General features: G+C 56.8%; 16 protein-coding genes. 11 read left to right on the top strand and 5 right to left on the bottom strand.

Annotated features, from left to right (window positions below; translation table 11 throughout):
• Window positions 1–6: 6 nt before the first annotated feature.
• From cydB to R5R33_RS15415, 3 genes are read left to right on the top strand one after another with little or no spacing between them, the layout of a single operon-like run.
• Window positions 7–1,140, top strand: coding sequence for a cytochrome d ubiquinol oxidase subunit II (gene cydB, locus R5R33_RS15425; protein ID WP_318953590.1), 1,134 nt, complete (start codon window positions 7–9; stop codon window positions 1,138–1,140).
• Between the two features lie 12 nt (window positions 1,141–1,152).
• The gene (gene cydX, locus R5R33_RS15420) at window positions 1,153–1,272 is read left to right on the top strand and encodes a cytochrome bd-I oxidase subunit CydX (protein ID WP_318953589.1); all 120 of its coding nucleotides are present in this window, start codon (window positions 1,153–1,155) and stop codon (window positions 1,270–1,272) included.
• A complete protein-coding gene (locus tag R5R33_RS15415) occupies window positions 1,262–1,567 on the top strand; it encodes a hypothetical protein (RefSeq protein ID WP_318953588.1) in 306 nt (101 codons plus the stop codon). Before cydX ends, R5R33_RS15415 begins: the two co-directional genes overlap by 11 nt.
• Before the next feature lie 36 nt (window positions 1,568–1,603).
• Here the strand turns inward: R5R33_RS15415 and nhaA are convergent, their stop codons facing one another.
• Window positions 1,604–3,046, bottom strand: coding sequence for a Na+/H+ antiporter NhaA (nhaA, locus tag R5R33_RS15410; RefSeq protein WP_318953587.1), 1,443 nt, complete (start codon window positions 3,044–3,046; stop codon window positions 1,604–1,606).
• Window positions 3,047–3,202: 156 nt separating this feature from the next.
• Between nhaA and R5R33_RS15405 the strand changes: the two genes are divergently transcribed.
• A complete protein-coding gene (locus R5R33_RS15405) occupies window positions 3,203–3,961 on the top strand; it encodes a TlyA family RNA methyltransferase (protein WP_318953586.1) in 759 nt (252 codons plus the stop codon).
• Window positions 3,962–3,994: 33 nt separating this feature from the next.
• On the opposite strand, the gene R5R33_RS15400 is transcribed toward R5R33_RS15405, so the two are convergent.
• On the bottom strand, window positions 3,995–4,216 hold the full coding sequence (locus R5R33_RS15400; RefSeq protein WP_318955748.1) for a DUF1272 domain-containing protein: 222 nt from the start codon (window positions 4,214–4,216) through the stop codon (window positions 3,995–3,997).
• Between the two features lie 141 nt (window positions 4,217–4,357).
• Window positions 4,358–4,702, bottom strand: a complete 345-nt coding sequence (locus R5R33_RS15395; protein WP_318953585.1) for a 4a-hydroxytetrahydrobiopterin dehydratase — start codon at window positions 4,700–4,702, stop codon at window positions 4,358–4,360.
• A 202-nt stretch (window positions 4,703–4,904) separates the two neighbouring features.
• Here R5R33_RS15395 and R5R33_RS15390 point away from each other — a divergent pair, with 202 nt between their 5' ends.
• Window positions 4,905–6,758 (top strand): DUF885 domain-containing protein, encoded by a 1,854-nt coding sequence (locus R5R33_RS15390; RefSeq protein ID WP_318953584.1) that lies wholly within the window; start codon window positions 4,905–4,907, stop codon window positions 6,756–6,758.
• A 68-nt stretch (window positions 6,759–6,826) separates the two neighbouring features.
• On the opposite strand, the gene R5R33_RS15385 is transcribed toward R5R33_RS15390, so the two are convergent.
• Together R5R33_RS15385 and R5R33_RS15380 are read right to left on the bottom strand one after the other, a co-directional pair.
• The gene (locus tag R5R33_RS15385) at window positions 6,827–8,335 is read right to left on the bottom strand and encodes a fumarate hydratase (RefSeq protein WP_318953583.1); all 1,509 of its coding nucleotides are present in this window, start codon (window positions 8,333–8,335) and stop codon (window positions 6,827–6,829) included.
• A gap of 185 nt (window positions 8,336–8,520) precedes the next feature.
• Window positions 8,521–9,279 carry a hypothetical protein gene (locus tag R5R33_RS15380; RefSeq protein WP_318953582.1) on the bottom strand — a complete coding sequence of 253 codons (759 nt, stop codon included), beginning with the start codon at window positions 9,277–9,279 and terminating at the stop codon, window positions 8,521–8,523.
• A 341-nt stretch (window positions 9,280–9,620) separates the two neighbouring features.
• Between R5R33_RS15380 and R5R33_RS15375 the strand changes: the two genes are divergently transcribed.
• The 6 genes from R5R33_RS15375 (at window position 9,621) to R5R33_RS15350 (ending at window position 18,440) form a co-directional block, all read left to right on the top strand.
• Window positions 9,621–10,202 carry a superoxide dismutase gene (locus tag R5R33_RS15375; RefSeq protein ID WP_318953581.1) on the top strand — a complete coding sequence of 194 codons (582 nt, stop codon included), beginning with the start codon at window positions 9,621–9,623 and terminating at the stop codon, window positions 10,200–10,202.
• A gap of 119 nt (window positions 10,203–10,321) precedes the next feature.
• Window positions 10,322–10,786: a BlaI/MecI/CopY family transcriptional regulator gene (locus tag R5R33_RS15370; RefSeq protein WP_318953580.1), complete on the top strand. Its 465-nt coding sequence runs from the start codon at window positions 10,322–10,324 to the stop codon at window positions 10,784–10,786.
• 24 nt (window positions 10,787–10,810) lie between these two features.
• Window positions 10,811–12,334 (top strand): M23/M56 family metallopeptidase, encoded by a 1,524-nt coding sequence (locus tag R5R33_RS15365; protein ID WP_318953579.1) that lies wholly within the window; start codon window positions 10,811–10,813, stop codon window positions 12,332–12,334.
• Window positions 12,335–12,578: 244 nt separating this feature from the next.
• Window positions 12,579–14,798, top strand: a complete 2,220-nt coding sequence (locus R5R33_RS15360) for a TonB-dependent receptor (RefSeq protein ID WP_318953578.1) — start codon at window positions 12,579–12,581, stop codon at window positions 14,796–14,798.
• A 122-nt stretch (window positions 14,799–14,920) separates the two neighbouring features.
• Window positions 14,921–16,306, top strand: coding sequence for an alkaline phosphatase (locus R5R33_RS15355; RefSeq protein ID WP_318953577.1), 1,386 nt, complete (start codon window positions 14,921–14,923; stop codon window positions 16,304–16,306).
• A 229-nt stretch (window positions 16,307–16,535) separates the two neighbouring features.
• Window positions 16,536–18,440, top strand: coding sequence for a DUF885 domain-containing protein (locus R5R33_RS15350; protein ID WP_318953576.1), 1,905 nt, complete (start codon window positions 16,536–16,538; stop codon window positions 18,438–18,440).
• The last annotated feature ends 24 nt before the right edge of the window (window positions 18,441–18,464 follow it).

The raw sequence follows: 18,464 nt of genomic DNA, 5'->3' as shown, positions 1-18,464 counted from the left end.
CGCGCTATGGATTACGAAACGCTAAAGCTGATCTGGTGGGCACTGATCGGGGTACTGCTGATCGGCTTTGCCCTCACCGACGGCTTCGATATGGGCGTGGGCATGCTGCTGCGGGTGATCGGCAGGACCGATATGGATCGCCGGATAATGATCAACACCGTGGGGCCGCACTGGGAGGGCAACCAGGTGTGGTTTGTCACCGCCGGTGGCGCCATTTTCGCAGCTTGGCCGATGGTGTATGCGGCGGCCTTTTCCGGGCTCTATACCGCACTGATCATTACCCTGTGCGCACTGTTCTTCCGCCCGGTCGGTTTCGACTATCGCTCCAAGATCGACCACCCGCGCTGGCGCAATATGTGGGACTGGGGGCTGACCATCGGCGGCCTGGTTCCGCCCCTGATCTTCGGCGTGGCGTTCGGCAACCTGATGCTGGGCCTGCCGTTTGAACTGGATGACCTGCTGCGGCCCAGCTATCACGGCAGTTTCTGGCAATTGCTACACCCGTTTGCACTGGTCTGCGGCCTGCTCTCGGTCACCATGCTGGCGATGCACGGGGGCGCCTGGCTACAACTCAAAACCCGTGGGTTACTGCACACCCGCGCGCAACAGGTCACGCAGCTTACCGCCATCATGGTGATCATACTGTTTGTATTCGCCGGGATATGGCTGCTTATCGGCATTGACGGCATGCGCATCGTCGATATCAAACCGCTGGGGGACAAGATCAACCCGCTGATGAAATCCGTGGCTTATGGCAACAGCGGCTGGCAGGCCAACTACCAGGCATATCCACTGTTATGGGCCATCCCGCTTTTGGGCATCCTGATGGCCGCCGCCACCTGGCTGCTCTCCCGCGGCGAAAGTGCGCTGGTATTTCTCACCAGTGCCCTCGCAGTGACCTGCGTCATCCTGACCGCGGGTGTAGCCCTGTTTCCCTTCGTCATGCCCTCGTCGCGCAATCCGGATATCAGCCTCACCATGTGGGATGCCACGTCCAGCGAGTTGACACTGGGCTTGATGTTCGCCGCTGCGGTCATTTTTGTGCCGATCATTCTGCTCTACACCCTGTGGTGCTACCGCAAAATGTACGGTCGCGTGACCAGGGAATATATTGAAGACAACTCCCACAGCAGCTATTGAGGAACGCCTTTTATGTGGTATTTCACCTGGATTCTCGGCGTGCTGCTGGCCTGTTTTTTTGCCATCGTCAACGCGCTGTGGCTGGAAGTAACCGAGAATATGGATCGCAATGAGACCGAGTTTGACGAATAACCCGGCGGAACACGGTGGGGACTATGCGGCGGCACCGATGAACGCACTGCGGATTATCACCTTCGTCACCTGCCTGCTGGTGAGCCTCGCCATCACCTTCTGGCCGATGTTTTTGTATAGGAATGGTGAAGCGCCGGCGACCGGACCGACAAGCCTGCTGTTGCTGGGACTGTGCGCGGGCGTGGTCTTCGGATCGGGCATCCTCCAGAACGTGCCGCGCAACTGGCAACTCGGTTGCGCGCTGGTGGCGTGGGCTTCGCTACTGGTTATCGGATGGCTCGCGTGGCCCGGATGAGCGCTTTTCTGCAAACACGTTAAAGCCTGCTCCAGTTCACGGGAGCTTTCGCCCCTCCCCTTCCTCGATACCGCCCTGTTGCTCCGCGTCGCTCTTCTGCGTGGACTCTTCAATCGGCGCCTGCCGCAACACCAGGAACCCGGCCACCCCGGAGATGACGGAAGCCAGTAGCACACCGGCCTTGGCCTGGATCAGCATTTTGGCTTCCCCGGCAAACGCCAGCTCGGAAATAAAGATCGACATGGTAAAACCGATCCCGCCCAACAGCGCCACACCGATGATGTGATGGAACGTTGCCGACTTGGGAAGCTCCCCCAACCCGAGCTTCCAGCCGATCCAGGTCGCGCCGACGATGCCGATCAGCTTGCCGAACACAAGACCACAGATCACGCCGAGGGTCAGGGGGTTAAACACCGCGGAGTAGCTGGTGAAACTGTCGATAGGAATGCCCGCGTTGGCGAGGGCGAAAATCGGCACCACAATGAAGGCAACCGGCGTGTGCAAGCGTGTTTCCATACGCTGCAGCGGCGACTGCACCAGATGAATCCCATTATCCAGCGCGGTAACCCGCGCGCGCAGCGCATCATTGGCAATGATCTTGTCACCGGGGCGGAAACAGCGGTCGAAGCTGCGGATAATGTCTTTGACGAAGGTACTGAAGGCAACCGGATCGTATTTGGGGCCCGCTGGAATCGCCATGGCAGTGATCACCCCTGCCAGCGTCGCATGTACACCGGTCCGGTAAAGCGCATACCACAGCAATATGCCGACAAAAATATAGCCAGCGGAGCGGCGCACGCCGACAAACTGCAGCAACCACAGCACTCCCACCAGCACACAGGCGGCGATCAGTGCATGGGTATTCACGCTCTCCGTATACCAGACAGCGATGACCAGAATGGCCCCGAGGTCATCCACGATGGCCAGCGCCACCAGAAATGTCACCACCGCCCGCGGTACCCGGTTGCCGAGTATCGCAATACAGCCCACCGCAAACGCGATATCCGTGGCCATGGGAATCCCCCAGCCACGCTCGGTGGGCGTGCCGCCGTTAAAGGCGTAAAAAATCAGTGCTGGCACCAGCATGCCGCCAATCGCCGCCAATACCGGCAACACCGCGTGCTTCAGTTCAGACAATTCACCGACAAGAAATTCACGCTTGAGCTCGAGTCCCACCAACAGGAAGAAGATGGCCATCAGCCCATCGTTGATCCAGTGGTGAAAGCTCATGGACAGCGACCAGTCGCCAAAATTGTAACTGACCGGCAGGTGCAGCAGGTGCTTGTAGGCCTCCTGCCACGGGGAATTGGCAATGACCAGGGCGATCACCGCGCACGCCATCAACAACAGGCCACTGCTGCTCTGGCGATGGATAAACTCTTCGAATGGCGTGACGAGTCGGCCGAACGCATTTTCCAGTGGGGCCTCGAATACCCGGCCCTTGCGTACGGTGAATTTGCTCAACACATTTTTCGCCATCGACTGCTGACTCCTTGTTGCCCTGGCAGGCTCAATCTAAATATTCCGATCTGCAATGAAAGCCTTTTCGCTAACTGCTAATACTTCTCAGGAAATAGCCCACAGGGTAGCATTGCCGCCATCTCCCCGCCCAATTTCGAAACTATAGTGCCGTTCATGATTCGTCTCGACCTGTTATTGGTGGACCAAAAACTCGCCAGCTCCCGTACGCATGCGCGCAAACTGATTGACGCCGGTTGCGTACTGCTTGGCGACGGCCCCAACTGGCGCCCAGCCACCAAGCCCAGCCAGAGCGTGAGCGAGGATATCCGCATCAAGGTGGAATCCCTGCCGGAAGACCGCTATGTATCCCGTGCAGGGCTGAAACTGGCGGGAATTCTCGATCACACCGGTCTCGACCCGGCGGGCTGGCGGGCGCTGGACGTGGGCTGCTCAACCGGTGGTTTCAGCGACTGCCTTCTGCAGCGCGGTGCCGAACTGGTGGTCGGCGTGGATGTAGGGCGTGACCAACTGGCCGAATCCCTGCGCAACAATCCGCGTATGCACCTGTTCGAGGGTATCAATGCACGCTACCTGACGGCGGAGCAACTGGCCCCGCTGGCCGACGAGGGCTTTGACGCGGTGGTGATGGACGTTTCGTTTATTTCCCAGACCCTGATCCTGCCGCAACTGCCGCCACTAATGAAAACCGGCGGCCACCTGTTGAGTCTGGTGAAACCCCAGTTTGAAGTGGGCCCCGAAGGCATTGGCAAGGGTGGTCTGGTGCGCGATCCCGCGCTGTACCAGGGAGTACAGGAAAAGATCAGTGCGCTGTGTAATTCCCTGGGGCTGGAAGTAAAAAGCTACATTGACAGCCCTATTACCGGCGGTGATGGCAACCGGGAATTCTTACTCTGGGCGCAGAAAAACCCGTAGGGATGGATCGGGGAAGCGAGCGAGGCGTGTCACTCACGAAAGAATCGTTTCCAGCTTGGCCTTGAATCTGGTTCTCGGCACTTCCGTCGGGGAAGTACGACGCAGTGGGCGCATCACCAGATTGCCCTGGCAATTGGGGCAGACGTGTCGCAGTGTCTCACTGCAGTCGGGGCAGAAAGTACATTCGTAAGAACAGATAAAGGCTTGGTCGGAAAGGCCCAATTTCATGCTGCAGCGTTCGCAGCTGGCTTTCATCTTCAGCATTTTGTCTACCACTTGCTTGCTGTGTTACTGAATATTCCGTGCTGAACCGAGCACCGCTGCCCAGTTCCGGAAGTGCGCACCGCATTCGTAAACCGCACGAATACGGCGCAAGCAAGGTATCCGTTCCTGTACTTACTCGGCGTCAAGCTGCTTGTCGGTGCGGGCCGCCATGATGAAATCGTTCTTGTGCAGACCGCCGGCTTCATGGCTCCACCAGGTTACCGTCACCTTGCCCCACTCTGTCAGCAGCGCCGGATGATGGCCAACCTCTTCGGCAATGGCACCTACACGGTTAGTAAATGCCAACGCCTGTTTGAAATTGCGGAATTTGAATACCCGCTCAAGCTGCATCACGCCATCCCGCACAACCGGCGTCCAGTCGGGAATTTCCCGGATCAGCTGCGCCAGTTCTTCATCGGATACCAGCGGCGCATCCGCCCTGCAGGCTTCGCATGCCTGTGCTGCGAGTTCTGTCATACCTGACTCCTCAGTGAAAATACAAAAATGAACGAAGTGAATCGCGGCACTCGGCCACAATTTCGAGTATTGCCACTTTAGCCGCCGCCCCAATGTGAAACAAGGCGACCTGGTTCACACAAAATAATTGCCGGAGTAAGCGATAACTATAAGTCGTCTGTGCTAGTTTTTGAGCAGATTCCGCCATAAGTTCGAGCTGCCCATGAAACAATTGATGACTGTCTTTACCCTGGCCACGCTGCTCTGCGCTTGTGGCGAAAAAAGCGGGCAAACGAACGACGCAATTGATGAAAACGGCGGCAGCGATATCAGCACGCTGTCATCTGAAGCCTCGCAAACCACCGCGGACGTTCATCCCCACAGCAACGCCGATCAATCGTTGCAGGCCCTCAGCAACCAGATGATCGAGCGCATGTGGCACCTGTTTCCGTCCTGGGCCATCAGCAACGGTTATTACAAGGTCGCGGAAATGCTTGAGGTTCCCGACAAGCACTACCGCCAGCAGGTGCTTGGATTTGCCCGCGAATATCGCAACCATTTTTCCCGTATCAAGCAGGACGAGCTGGACGTCAATGAGCGCACCGACCTGGCTCTGATCAATAATTTCCTCGACGAAACGATCTGGAATCTCACCCAATTCAAGTCGTTTGAATGGGACCCGAGCCAATACAACGTTTCCCACGGTTTTGCCCTGATCCTCAATACGGACTATGCACCGCTGGATGACCGCCTGCGCACCTTCAGCAACCGTATGCAAAATGTGCCGGCCTACTACGTGGCTGCAGAAAAATCCCTGCGCAATCCCGCCGCACCACAGCTGGTGCTTGCGATCCAGCAAAATGAAGGTGCGAAGTCGGTATTCGGTGAGGATCTGGAACAAAAACTGGCGGCCAGCGGCTTATCCGACCAGGAAAAAGAATTGTTTAATATTCGACTGGACGCCAGTCGCAAGGCCATTGAAGAGTACATTGTGCTGCTGCAGACCCTGCAAGCGCAGATGGACAATGCGGACAGTTTCAGCGATTTCCGTATCGGCGAGAAACGCTATGAAGAGAAGTTCCACTACGACATACAGATTGGCATGAGCGGCGAGGAACTATACCGGCGGGCGCTGCGGGAAAAAGATCGCCTGCATCTGAAAATGGATGAACTCGCGAACAGGCTGTGGCCAAAATACTTCGCCGATGAACCTCGTCCAAAGGATGTCCTGGTCAAGATATCCAAGGTGCTGGAGAAACTTTCCGAACACCACGCTACCAAGGAGAGCTTCAAGGCCGAGGTGGAAAAGCAGATTCCGCAGCTGGTGGCCTTCGTCAAGGAAAAAGACCTGTTGTCGCTGGACGAGGAAAAGCCGCTGGTGGTCCGCACCACCCCACCTTACATGCAGGGCTTTGCGGTGGCCTCCATCAATGCCCCCGGCCCCTACGACAAGGGCGCCAACACCTACTACAACGTGATGCCGGTAGCAGAGATGCCGGACAATCGCGCGGAGAGTTTTCTGCGTGAGTACAACACCTACCTCATGCAGATCCTCAACATTCACGAGGCCATTCCCGGGCACTACACCCAGCTGGTGTACGCGAACCAGTCCCCTAGCCTGATCAAGAATATTCTCGGCAACGGCGCCATGATCGAAGGCTGGGCAGTCTATGCGGAACGTATGATGCTGGAGGCAGGCTACGGTGATTTTTCACCGGAACTTTGGATGATGTACTACAAGTGGAACCTGCGCACCGTGGTCAATACCATCCTGGATTACTCGGTTCAGGTAAAAGGCATGGAGGAAAGCGCCGCTCTGGAGCTGCTGATGAAGCAGGGCTTCCAGCAGCAGGCGGAGGCCATGGGCAAGTGGCGCCGCGCCACACTGAGTCAGGTTCAACTCACCAGCTATTTCGCGGGCTATATGGACATCATGGCCCTGCGCGAGGAAATCAAGCAGCTACTCGGTGACCAATTCAACCTGAAGCAGTTTCACGAGCAATTCCTCAGCTACGGTAATGCACCGGTGCCGGTAATCCGTGAGTTGATGCTGGCGGACATCAAAAAGAAGAACTGAACAGGTCGTAAATAAAAAACGGCTGCCAATGGCAGCCGTTTTTTTCGCTTTAAACCGAGCAGACAGGTTTACACCGCGCCCTCTTCGATCTTGTGCTTCCAGATCAGTGGACCGGTGTTGTGCACGGATTCGCCGTTGCTATCCACCGCCACGGTTACCGGCATGTCTTCCACCTCGAATTCGTAGATGGCTTCCATACCCAGCTCCGGGAAGGCGATGACCTTGGCGTCCTTGATCGCCTGCGCCACCAGGTAGGCGGCACCGCCCACGGCCATCAGGTAAACCGCTTTGTTGTCGCGGATCGCGTCGATCGCGGTGGGGCCGCGCTCGGCCTTGCCGATCATGCCCAGAAGGCCGGTCTGTTCCAGCATGGTGCGGGTGAACTTGTCCATACGGGTCGCGGTGGTGGGGCCAGCAGGTCCAACCACTTCATCGCGCACCGGATCAACCGGGCCCACGTAGTAGATAAAGCGACCGGTCAGGTCTACCGGCAGCTTCTCGCCAGTGGCGAGGATGTCGACCATTTTCTTGTGCGCCGCATCGCGGCCGGTCAGCATCTTGCCATTCAGCAACAGGGTTTCACCCGGCTGCCAGCTCAGCACGTCTTCACGGGTCACTTCATCCAGGTTCACACGACGGGTGTTGGCACCGGCTTCGCGGGTGATCTCCGGCCAATCTTCCAGCTTCGGCGGGGTCTGGCGCGCGGGGCCGGTACCGTCGAGGGTGAAGTGGGTGTGACGGGTCGCAGCGCAGTTGGGGATGATGGCTACGGCCTTGTTGGCGGCGTGGGTCGGGTAGTCCTTGACCTTCACATCCAGCACAGTGGTGAGGCCGCCCAGGCCCTGGGCGCCGATGCCCAGCTTGTTGACCCTGTCATACAGTTCCAGACGCAGTTCCTCGGCGCGATTGGACGCACCGCGCTCCTGCAACTCCTGGATGTCGATCGGGTCAAGCAGAGATTCTTTTGCCAGCAGCATGGCTTTCTCGGCGGTACCGCCGACGCCGATACCCAGCATGCCGGGCGGACACCAGCCGGCACCCATCTTCGGCACCATTTCCAGTACCCAGTCGACCACAGAGTCGGACGGGTTCAGCATGGCGAACTTGCTCTTGGCTTCACTGCCGCCGCCCTTGGCCGCCACGTACACCTCTACAGTGTCGCCGGGCACGATTTCGTAGTGGATGACCGCCGGGGTGTTGTCACCGGTGTTCTTGCGGGCACCGTCCGGGTCCGCAAGGATGGAGGCACGCAGCACGTTGTCCGGGTTGTTGTAGGCGCGGCGCACACCTTCGTTGACCATGTCGGAGACGCCCATCTCGGCGTCCCACTGCACATTCATACCCACTTTCAGTTTCACGGTCACAATGCCGGTGTCCTGACAGATGGGTCGGTGGCCCTGGGCGCACATGCGGGAGTTGATCAGGATCTGGGCCATGGCGTCTTTCGCCGCCGGGTTGGCCTCTTTCTCATAGGCGGTGTTCAGCGCCTTGATGAAGTCCTGGGGATGGTAGTAAGAGATGAACTGCAGCGCGTCGGCCACGCTGTCGATCAGGTCGTCCTGGCGGATGATGGTCATTACCGGCTCCGTGTGTGGTCTCGTCTCGAAGGCGGCGATTTTACACGAATTGTTTGCGGGTGTTGGATTCCGCGAAGGCGGGGTATCGGGAAAGGAAAAAAATTTGGTGCACAAATGAAAATGAGAATGGTTAGCGGCGAATTACTTCGCCGCTAACCGGATTCAGCGGAAATTACCGTCCGAAATCAGGGAGCAGACGCGGTGCTGGAGCTGGACTGCAGGCTGCGAATCGCGTCGCGCAGCTGTACCAGATCCTTGTTCACACTGCGACGGTAGCTGTCGATGGACTGCACCGCTTCTTCGTTGGCACCGACGCGCGCGGTCAGGTCTGCACGTACGGATGACAGCTGACGCTCAAGGCTCGCCACCTTGTCCTTGGTCTCGCTAGACGCGCTGGCGGTGGACTCTTTCAGCTTCGCCATTTCGCTTTCCAGCGCCGCGACCTTCTTCAGGCCGGACTCAACACTGCTGACCTTGCTGGTCAGGGCCGCGATGGACTTCTGCTGGGCGGCATTCGCTTCCTTGTTGGCAGCGATGTCCTTGCGGTTGGTGTCGTAGGATACGCCCCACAGCTTGCGGATCTCGGAGGCATTCTCCTTAACCTTGGCGTTCAGCACTTCCACGGATGCCGCGGATTCTTCGCCAGACATCTCGAAGCGCTTCTCCAGCTGCACAATACGCGCTTCCGCGTCGTTCAGCTGCACTCGGGTCACCTGCCACTGGTTGTAAAGGAAGCCTGCCGCCCCCAGCCCCGCCAGTGCCAGCAACAGGGCCAGTACCGCGAGGAAGGACGAGCCGCCACCGGAAGAAGTAGATTCGCGCACAGGCTCCGGTGCCGAAGGCTCAGGCGCGGCATAGCGCCGGCCACCGATGGGGCCATTGGGGATCTGAGGGTCCATAGAAGATGAGCTGCTGCCATCGAATGTGGGCTCTCTGCGTTGCATGCTGTTGTCCTGCGTTGACTGACGGCCTTGGGGCCAGGGAACTTTGGTAAAAAAGGAGGTTGAAAACTGCGGCAGTTATACCAAAAACTGACGAAAAAGTAACCGGGACAGTTATCAGAATAGGTCACTACTGACAAACCATACGACACGTGACCAGTGCGTCAGCGCCCAAAACTGCCCAGATGGTCTACAACTTCACGTGCAACTTATCCCGCAACGGCTTTTGGCCTGTCCAACGGCTTAATTATGCAACCAAGCGCGTGTAGAATGCGCTTCACCAATAACAGACCTGTTACCGTTCTTGGGTCGGTACAGGTCCCAGACAAAGGAAGGAATACCTCATGGCACACGTTCTCCCCGAACTCCCCTATGCTATGGACGCGCTGCAGCCGCACATCTCCCAGGAGACCCTGGAGTACCACTACGGCAAGCACCACAAAACCTACGTCGACAAGCTGAACGGCCTGCTGGATGGCACCCCGGACGCCGACAAATCCCTGGAAGACGTGATCAAGTCTTCTTCCGGTGGCGTGTTCAACAACGCTGCCCAGATCTGGAACCACACCTTCTACTGGAACTGCCTGAGCCCGAATGGCGGCGGCGCAGCCACCGGTGCGGTTGCCGACGCGATCAATGCTGCGTTCGGTTCTTTCGACAAGTTCAAGGAAGAGTTCACCAACAGCGCAGTGAACAACTTCGGTTCCGGCTGGACCTGGCTGGTGAAGAAAGCCGACGGCTCCGTAGCCATCGTCAACACCTCCAACGCCGAAACCCCGCTGACCGACAGCAGTGTTACCCCGCTGCTGACCTGCGACGTATGGGAGCACGCCTACTACATCGACTACCGCAATGCGCGTCCGAAGTACATGGAAGCTTTCTGGGCACTGGTGAACTGGGACTTTGCGAACCAGAACTTCGCCTGATCTGCCAGCAGATCCGCGCTTTCGAGCGCAACCAAAAGCGGGCTTCGGCCCGCTTTTTTTTGGGGGGGGCTCTGGCGGTGCGATCACGCAGGTGATGCGTCTAACATGAGCCTCCCTCTGTGCAATTGAGCATTCCCGGCTTTATTTCCCATAAAACCGCTGCTACATTGTCGCAACAATTTACACTGTCACGCGGACGCTCAATGTCAACTCAGCAACTACCCGATCTCTCCAAAGCCGAATACGAAGTTCTGCATGTCCTTTGGAAAGCAAAGGCCGCGAGCGTTAGGGAACTGCACGACCAACTGAGCAATGGCTGGGCTTATACGACCACCAAGACGGTGATGGATCGTATGGTCAAAAAAGAGCTACTCAGCCGGGAGAGCATTCACGGGGTTTTTGTTTACAGACCACTGATCAGCCGTCCCGCTGGCCTGGCGCGTCTGGTGAGTTTTTTTGCCAACCGCGTACTTGAACAGGATACGGATTCCGTGGTCGCGATGTTCGCCAAAAACCAGTCACTATCCAAAAAGGAACTTGAGGAGTTGAGCAAGCTGGTGGAAGGCGATAACAACCCACGGTAACCCAGAAAAGCCCGCCATTTTGCGATGATCGCCTCCTATCTCAACAGCCTGTGTTCGGTGATTATCTCTCTGCTGCAACAGCAGGCTTATTACTTCACACTGCTGTTTATTCCCACACTCGTCATCACTTATGCGCTTCGCCACAGATCGCCGCTGCTGTTGCTGTGCATGTGGACGCTGGTATTGTTCAGGTTGGTTCTGCCTCCCGGTTTTTCCAGTCCGATCAGTATACGGGAGTTCTTTCATGACCTCTGGTTACCCGCCAGCAAAAGTCTTGAAGACTTCAGCGAACTGCACGAGTACTCGATCAGGGCCGGCAGTGACCCCGCCATTTCACTGTTTCCCGTGACGCTTACCTGGAACACGCTCATTGTGCTGTTATGGCTGACCATTGCCGCCGGTTTGCTTCTGCAGTTCTGCTTACAGCGTTATTTGCTGCGGCGGCAAATGGATGCAACGAAGTATCAATCGTATCGCGCACTGCTCGACTGCGTAGAACGTTGGCGGTTGCACTATGGCATCCGCCGTCAGGTGCAATTGCGCACCATTGATATGCCGGTATCGCCTTTCACAATCGGGACATTGCACCCGGTTGTGGTAATCCCTCGCTCGTTACAGGAAACCCTTCCGTTTGAACAGCTGGATGCCATCATCGGGCATGAACTCTGTCATGTCCGTCGCTTTGACGATATTTGGATTCACGTTCAGCAGTTACTACAGAGAATTTTCTTTTTTGTCCCGGCGGTGTGGCTCTGCAATACACAGATAAATCGCCTCCGCGAGCTGGTGGTCGATCGCTCGGTGCTCACCAGCACCCATGTCGACCCCAAAAACTACGGCCGCGCGATGCTGGCGGTACTCAAATTGCAGCAAGCACAGCTGTCCCAGCCTCTGGCGGAATTTATCAGTGCCCGTACGTACTACAGCATTCGCTTCCGCCACCTGATCGAGGCACCCGCCAAGCCGAAATTTTGGCAGCCTCTTGAGTTGCTATTTATCGTCCTGGCAATTGCTGTGGTTCTACCAATGGCGCCTACTCGGGAAAGTCTTGAGGCAGAGCGACGCCATATGTTGGCACTCAGCTACGACCATGCCCCATGGCAACAGGAGCTATTTTCATCGCCATTGAAAACGGGCGCAATCGGCGACGTTTACGGTGTACGCCCCGTAGATCTGGGCATTGCCAGCAGTGAGGAAATGCATGCGGCAGTGGACATCCTGGCCCCTGTCGGCAGTCCGGTATTCGCCGTTGCGGATGGTGTCGTCGATGCGGTAAATATCGCCGGTGTTGATGGAATCAATACAGTATCCGGTGGTTATATCGTACTGCGCCACGCCAACGGACTTAAAAGTGCATATACACCAATTGCCGACTCCGATCTCGAAGCTGGGCAGTCTGTTAGACAGGGTGCGTCGATTGGCATGCTGGGTAAATCCCGCTCTGCCATCAACCCGGATCCACACCTGCACTTCGAAATAATCTACCACGGAATCCGCCTGGACCCGAGGTGGTACGTGGATCTTTCCCACATGCCCTCAGGCCACTAACGGCCAACCATACTGACCAATCGTTCCAGCACTCCTGACGGGGCCGGAGCCCTCCACCTTGCGGCCACAATGCGACCCATTGACGCCCTCCTATCGTTATGATCTATTAGCAACCCTATTACATTGTAATAGGTTGAGAGAGTCGATTGGGCCCCACCCTGCGTCCGGTATGAACAAGAAAATTGCTCAACCGACCGTGGTGGATATAGCCCGCTTCATAAAATAATAAATCTCGGAGCAGCCAATGAAATCGTCACACACGTTTCGCCCACAACGCACCGCCCTTGCCATCGCCCTGCTGACTGCAGGCGCTGCCCTGCCTGCTAGCGCAGATCTATTACTGGAAGAGGTCACGGTCACCGCGCAGAAACGCGAGCAGAATCTGCAGGATGTCGGTATTGCAGTCACCGCATTTACCGGTAACCAGCTTGAAGAACTGGGGATCGAACAGGCCGTTGACCTGGCACAACACACCCCGGGCCTGGAAATCCGCAACACGGTAGGCAACAGTAACCCGGTCATTGCGATCCGCGGTATCGGGTTGAATGATTACCACACCAATAACGCACCTTCCGCCGCAGTACACATCGACGAAGTGTACCTGGGCTCCAACGGCTACCTCAGCTTTCAGATGTTTGATATGGAGCGTGTCGAGGTGCTGAAAGGACCGCAGGGTACCCTGTTTGGTCGCAACACCACTGCTGGCAGTGTCAACTTTATCACCAACAAGCCGACCTCAGATTTCGAGGCCTACGCTGAAATCGATTACGGAAATTTCAATACCCTGGAAATGGAAGCCGCGGTCGGTGGTGCGATGGCCGACAATATCAACGGCCGGTTTGCCGTGAAAAGCATGACCTCAGACGGCCACCAAAAGAATATGGGCACCGGCGCAGCCAGTGGTTTCACCCGCGTTCCCGGCGTGATCCCCCCCAACGCAACCATCGCACCGGATGACGATTGGGGTGGCAGCGATGTCCTGGCCTGGCGCGGTAGTGTCGACTGGCAGGCGGGAGATACGGTCGACGTATCGATGAACCTCCACGGTAGTCGTGATAAATCAGAACAGTGGGGCTACGCCATTCCTGATGGCGAACCTCTGATGGGATTCCAGTCCAGCAGTGAAGATGAAATATTCCTGAGCGATACACCGAACATCGACGCGGATCAACTCGGTGGCTTTGTCAAAGTTGATTGGGATCTTGGCGGAACGACGCTGACCTCACTGACCGGTTACGAATCCCTGGACCGTCAGATGCTGGACAGCGACGGCAGTCCGCTGCGCATTCTCGACGTCAGTTTCAATGACGACCTTCATCAGATGACCCAGGAACTTCGGTTAACTTCAGCAGACGACAGCGCGGTTCAGTGGATTGGCGGTATTTTCTGGATGACGGAAGAGGTGGATTTCGACAAGACACTGAATCTGACAGACCTGCTGCTTTCCACTGCCACCATTGATTATGTTCAGACTGGAGACTCTTGGGCTGTGTTCGGGCAAGCGGAGTGGCATGTCAGCGATGCGGTGAAATTGACGGCTGGCCTGCGTTACACCGAAGAAGACAAACGACTTAAGGGCGAGACCCGCGACAACGACCCCTATGGCATCAGCCGGGCCCAGGCCGTCGCCGCCGACCCACTACCAATTCGCTATGATCGCAGTTACCAGGCGGACGATATTTCTGGAAAAATCGCACTTGATTGGATGCCGACAGACAGCACCCTGATCTACGCGTCCATCAGTAAAGGATTCAAATCCGGTGGCTTCGATGGCTCAACCATTCTGGACGATATCGCAACCCTGCCGTTCAGTGAGGAAATCCTGTGGTCCTACGAGACCGGATTTAAGTCCACCCTGGTCGAAAGCACTCTACAACTGACCGGCGCTCTGTATTACTACGACTTTGATGATATGCAGGCGGAAATTCTGATCGAGCTGCCCGGCGGCCTGACGGAAACCATCCGCTCAAATGCCGGCAAGGTGGAAATTACCGGTGGCGAGCTGGAGCTTGTGTGGGCGCCGCTGGAAGGCCTCGACATCAAAACCGGGCTTTCCATGCTGGATGGAAGTATCGAGCAGTGGAACTCGCCCGATCCGGATGAAGTCGCGATGATGGTAGGCAATTCCGTACCCAATGCGCCGGAGACGTCGTTCAACGTGTTGGCCCGCTATGAATGGGATCTTTCCGCTGGCCTGAGCATGGCGGCGGTTGTCGATTACACCTACAGCGACACGACCTTCCTGACACTGGAGAATGATCCTGATTATCAGATCGATGACTACGACCTGGTCGGCGCGAGACTGCAACTTTCCTCCACGGATGAGACCTGGTCTGCGGCGTTGTGGGGGCGCAACCTGGCAGATGAACGCTTTGCGACCAACTACCGCAGTACCCTGACCCAGATTGCACATAGCTATAACTTCCCACGCAGCTACGGTGTCAATTTCCAATATCACTGGTAGAAACCTGATTTCCGGATTCTCGTCTCGTCATCGCACTTTCCCGCTAGTAAGCAGCTGCGGCTGGATCGCGGGACCCGGCGATGGGCACGTGCCCATCGCCGGATTTTTTTTAGGAGATTTTTATGTTTCGTAATCTCAAGTCCTGCAATCGCGGCTCACAGGCTGTGAAAGGACTTCTCTTACTTTTGCTCGCGGCGGCACCGCTTTCCGGTATGGCCGAGCAATCCACACGCAACGTCATCCTGCTGATCGGCGATGGCATGGACGATCATCAGATCACCATTGCACGCAATTATCTTCAGGGAGCCAACGGCAGATTGACTATGGACAATCTTCCGGTTCGCAGTGCGGTACAGGTTTTGACCATCGATGAGCAGCAACCGGAGCGACCGGTGTATGTGGCTGATTCCGCCAACAGCGCCACCGCCATTGCCACCGGGGTGACCACCAGCCGCGGTCGCATCGCCACAAGTGCCAAAGACGATCGCGATCTGCAAACCATCGTCGAGCTCGCCGCGGCCAATCAGCTGGCGACGGGAATTGTCACCACGGCCAGCGTAACCGATGCTACACCCGCGTCCTTTCTGGCCCATGTCAGCAATCGCGGCTGCCAGAGTCCGGACACAATGATTGCACAAGGACCCTACGCCGGCTTTTTCAAAAGCTGTGAGCGGGATATTCGGGCAAATGGCGGCCCCGGCTCCATTGCCGAGCAGATCGCAGGAGGCAACGTCAATATCGTTCTCGGTGGCGGCGGGCAATATTTCGCCAAATCAAATCAGGGCGACACCCACCCTCTCGCGGAAGCGGCGGCCAACGGATTTCAGATCATTGACAGCCCGAGCGCGTTGCAACGCCCGTTCAATCAGAACAAAGTTTTGGGGTTATTCGCCCCCAAGGACTTGCCTGTGCGCCTGCACAGCAGCAACCAACAGCCAGCGGCGTTTCTCACTGTGGCTGAAGGCGAAACTGCAGAGCCGCAACCAGTGACCTGTGTAGTAAATCCGAGCTCCACACAGGCCCCCTCGCTGAAAAGCATGACCGAAGCCGCCCTCGGACATTTGCGAGCGAGAAGCGACAAGGGCTTTTTCCTGATGGTCGAGTCCGCCTCCATAGACAAGGAATCCCATGAGCGTCGCCCCTGCGGTAGCATCGGTGAAGTCCAGCAGCTAGAAGAAGCTCTACAGGCCTCCCTTGAGTTTGCCGCCAAACACCCGGGCACCTTAATCTTGGTCACCGCTGATCACGGCCAGGCCGCACAGTTGGTGCCTTATCCAAGTATGTTTGAGGGTTTCCCCGGTGCTCACAGTATCGGCCGCCTAGCCGCTATCGAGACTCCCGAAGGCAGCCTGCTCGGAGTCAATTACGCCACCAACGATGCACTGATCGAAGAGCACTCGGGTACACAGGTCCCACTATTGATGAACCAACAGCCCGGCAACGCGCTGAATGGTGTTATCACCCAGCCGCAGGTATTTCAGCTAATTCTCCGGCATTTACTACTGTAATGGTTTGATTTTTACCTGGGATTGACAGGCAGGTCGCAGGCAACTGGCGATCTGCCTCTAGTAGTAGCCAATTGGCCACCACCATAACAGCAACCCGCCCCGCGTTATCTGCCCGATTTGTCCCCATCCATTTCCTGCATTAGCATAATCGCCTTTCTACGTTTTACCCTGTAATGCCCATTTGCTATCGCGCTTATAGCGATCCATTCATCCAAGCCGAGAAAAGTACATGAAGCTGAAGACTACCCTGCTGGCCGCCGCCATAAGCACAATGACCTTGGCAGGTTGCGACCGGGACCCCCGCAATACCGACGAGCAACAATCACAGGTTACCGCTGCGCAAGCGGGTGCTGAGATAGCAGCGACAGATGCTGTGGAATCCAGCGAGAACGGCCAGGGCGGCAACCCGGAAGTCATCGCCAGCACCAATCAGCTCTTCGAAGATCAGTTCCAGACGCACCTGAAGCGCAGCCCGGAGTTCAAGACCTTCCTCGGCATGAAGGACGGCTATGACAAGTGGGACGACCTCTCACCGGCGTTCGAACAGGAAACCTATGAGATCCACAAACGCCAGCTGGCAGAGCTGAAAAAAATTGACCCGAACCAGCTGGACGATGCCACCCGCCTGTCACTGGAACTGGCCATCCGCAATCTGGAACAGGATATCGAGGGCTACCATTGGCGGCTGCACACCTACCCGGTCAACCAGATGTACGCCACCCACACCAGTGCCGCCTCGCTGCTCATCAACCAGCACCGCATCGACGACGCCTCCGATGCCGAGGCTTATATCTCTCGCCTGAACGCACTGCCGGAGCACTTCAAGCAGCTGGCTGCAAACCTGAAGGAACGCGCGGACGCCGGCGTTATCGTGCCCAAGTTTGTATTCCCCTACGTGATCAGCGACGGCAAAAACCTGATCACCGGCGCCCCCTATGACGTTGGCAAAGACAGTACGCTGTACGCCGATTTCAAGGGCAAGGTGGAAAAACTCAATATCAGCGACGAGGAAAAGGCCGCGCTGATTGAAAAAGCCAAAACCGCCATGCTGGAAAATGTGAAACCGGCATACGAAACCCTCAACGCCTATCTGGCCGAGCTGGAGAAAAAAGCCACCAGCGATGATGGTGCCTGGAAGCTGCCAGAGGGCGACAAGTTCTATCAGCACCGCCTGAACGTCTATACCACCACCGACATGACTGCCGACGAGATCCATCAGAAAGGACTCGAAGAAGTAGCGCGCATTCACGAAGAAATGCGCGAGATCATGAAAAAGGTGAAGTTTGAAGGCAGCCTGCAGGAATTCTTCGAATTCATGCGCACCGACCCGCAGTTTTACTACCCGGAAACCGAAGAGGGTAAACAGCGCTACCTGAAAGAAGCCACCGCGATCATCGATACCATGAAGGGTCGCCTGGACGAATTGTTTATCACCAAGCCCAAAGCGGACCTGACCGTGAAGGCGGTAGAGCCATTCCGCGAAAAATCGGCCGGCAAGGCGTTTTACCAGCGCCCTGCTCCGGACGGCTCGCGCCCCGGTATCTACTACGCCAACCTGTACAAGATGAGCAGTATGCCCACCTACCAGATGGAAGCGCTCGCTTACCACGAGGGCATTCCGGGGCACCATATGCAGCTCTCGATCATGCAGGAGCTGGAAAATGTTCCGAACTTCCGCAAATTCGGCGGCTACACCGCCTACACCGAAGGCTGGGGCCTCTATAGCGAGCTGGTTCCGAAGGAAATCGGTTTCTATCAAGATCCCTATTCCGACTTTGGCCGCCTGGCCATGGAACTGTGGCGCGCGGGGCGCCTGGTGGTGGACACCGGTATTCACAGCAAGAAGTGGACCCGCGAGCAAGCCATCGAGTGGTTGGCGGAAAACACTCCGAACCCGCCCGGCGATGTGCAGAAGGCCATTGAGCGCTATATCGTCATGCCCGGCCAAGCAACCGCCTACAAGATCGGCATGATGAAAATCGTCGAGCTGCGTGAACATGCGAAAAAAGAACTGGGGGACAAGTTCGACATTCGCCAATTCCACGATGTGGTACTGGCGAACGGGGCTGTACCGCTGGACGTGCTGGAAGAACTGGTGAATGAATGGATCGAGGAAACCAAAAGCGGTAACTGATTTTCCGGACATTCCCTGATTACG

This window comes from Microbulbifer pacificus (genome assembly GCF_033723955.1).
GTDB classification, from domain to species: Bacteria; Pseudomonadota; Gammaproteobacteria; order Pseudomonadales; family Cellvibrionaceae; genus Microbulbifer; species Microbulbifer pacificus.
The sequence above is the reverse complement of the archived record's forward strand: the minus strand, read 5'-3'. Positions and strand labels throughout refer to the sequence as shown.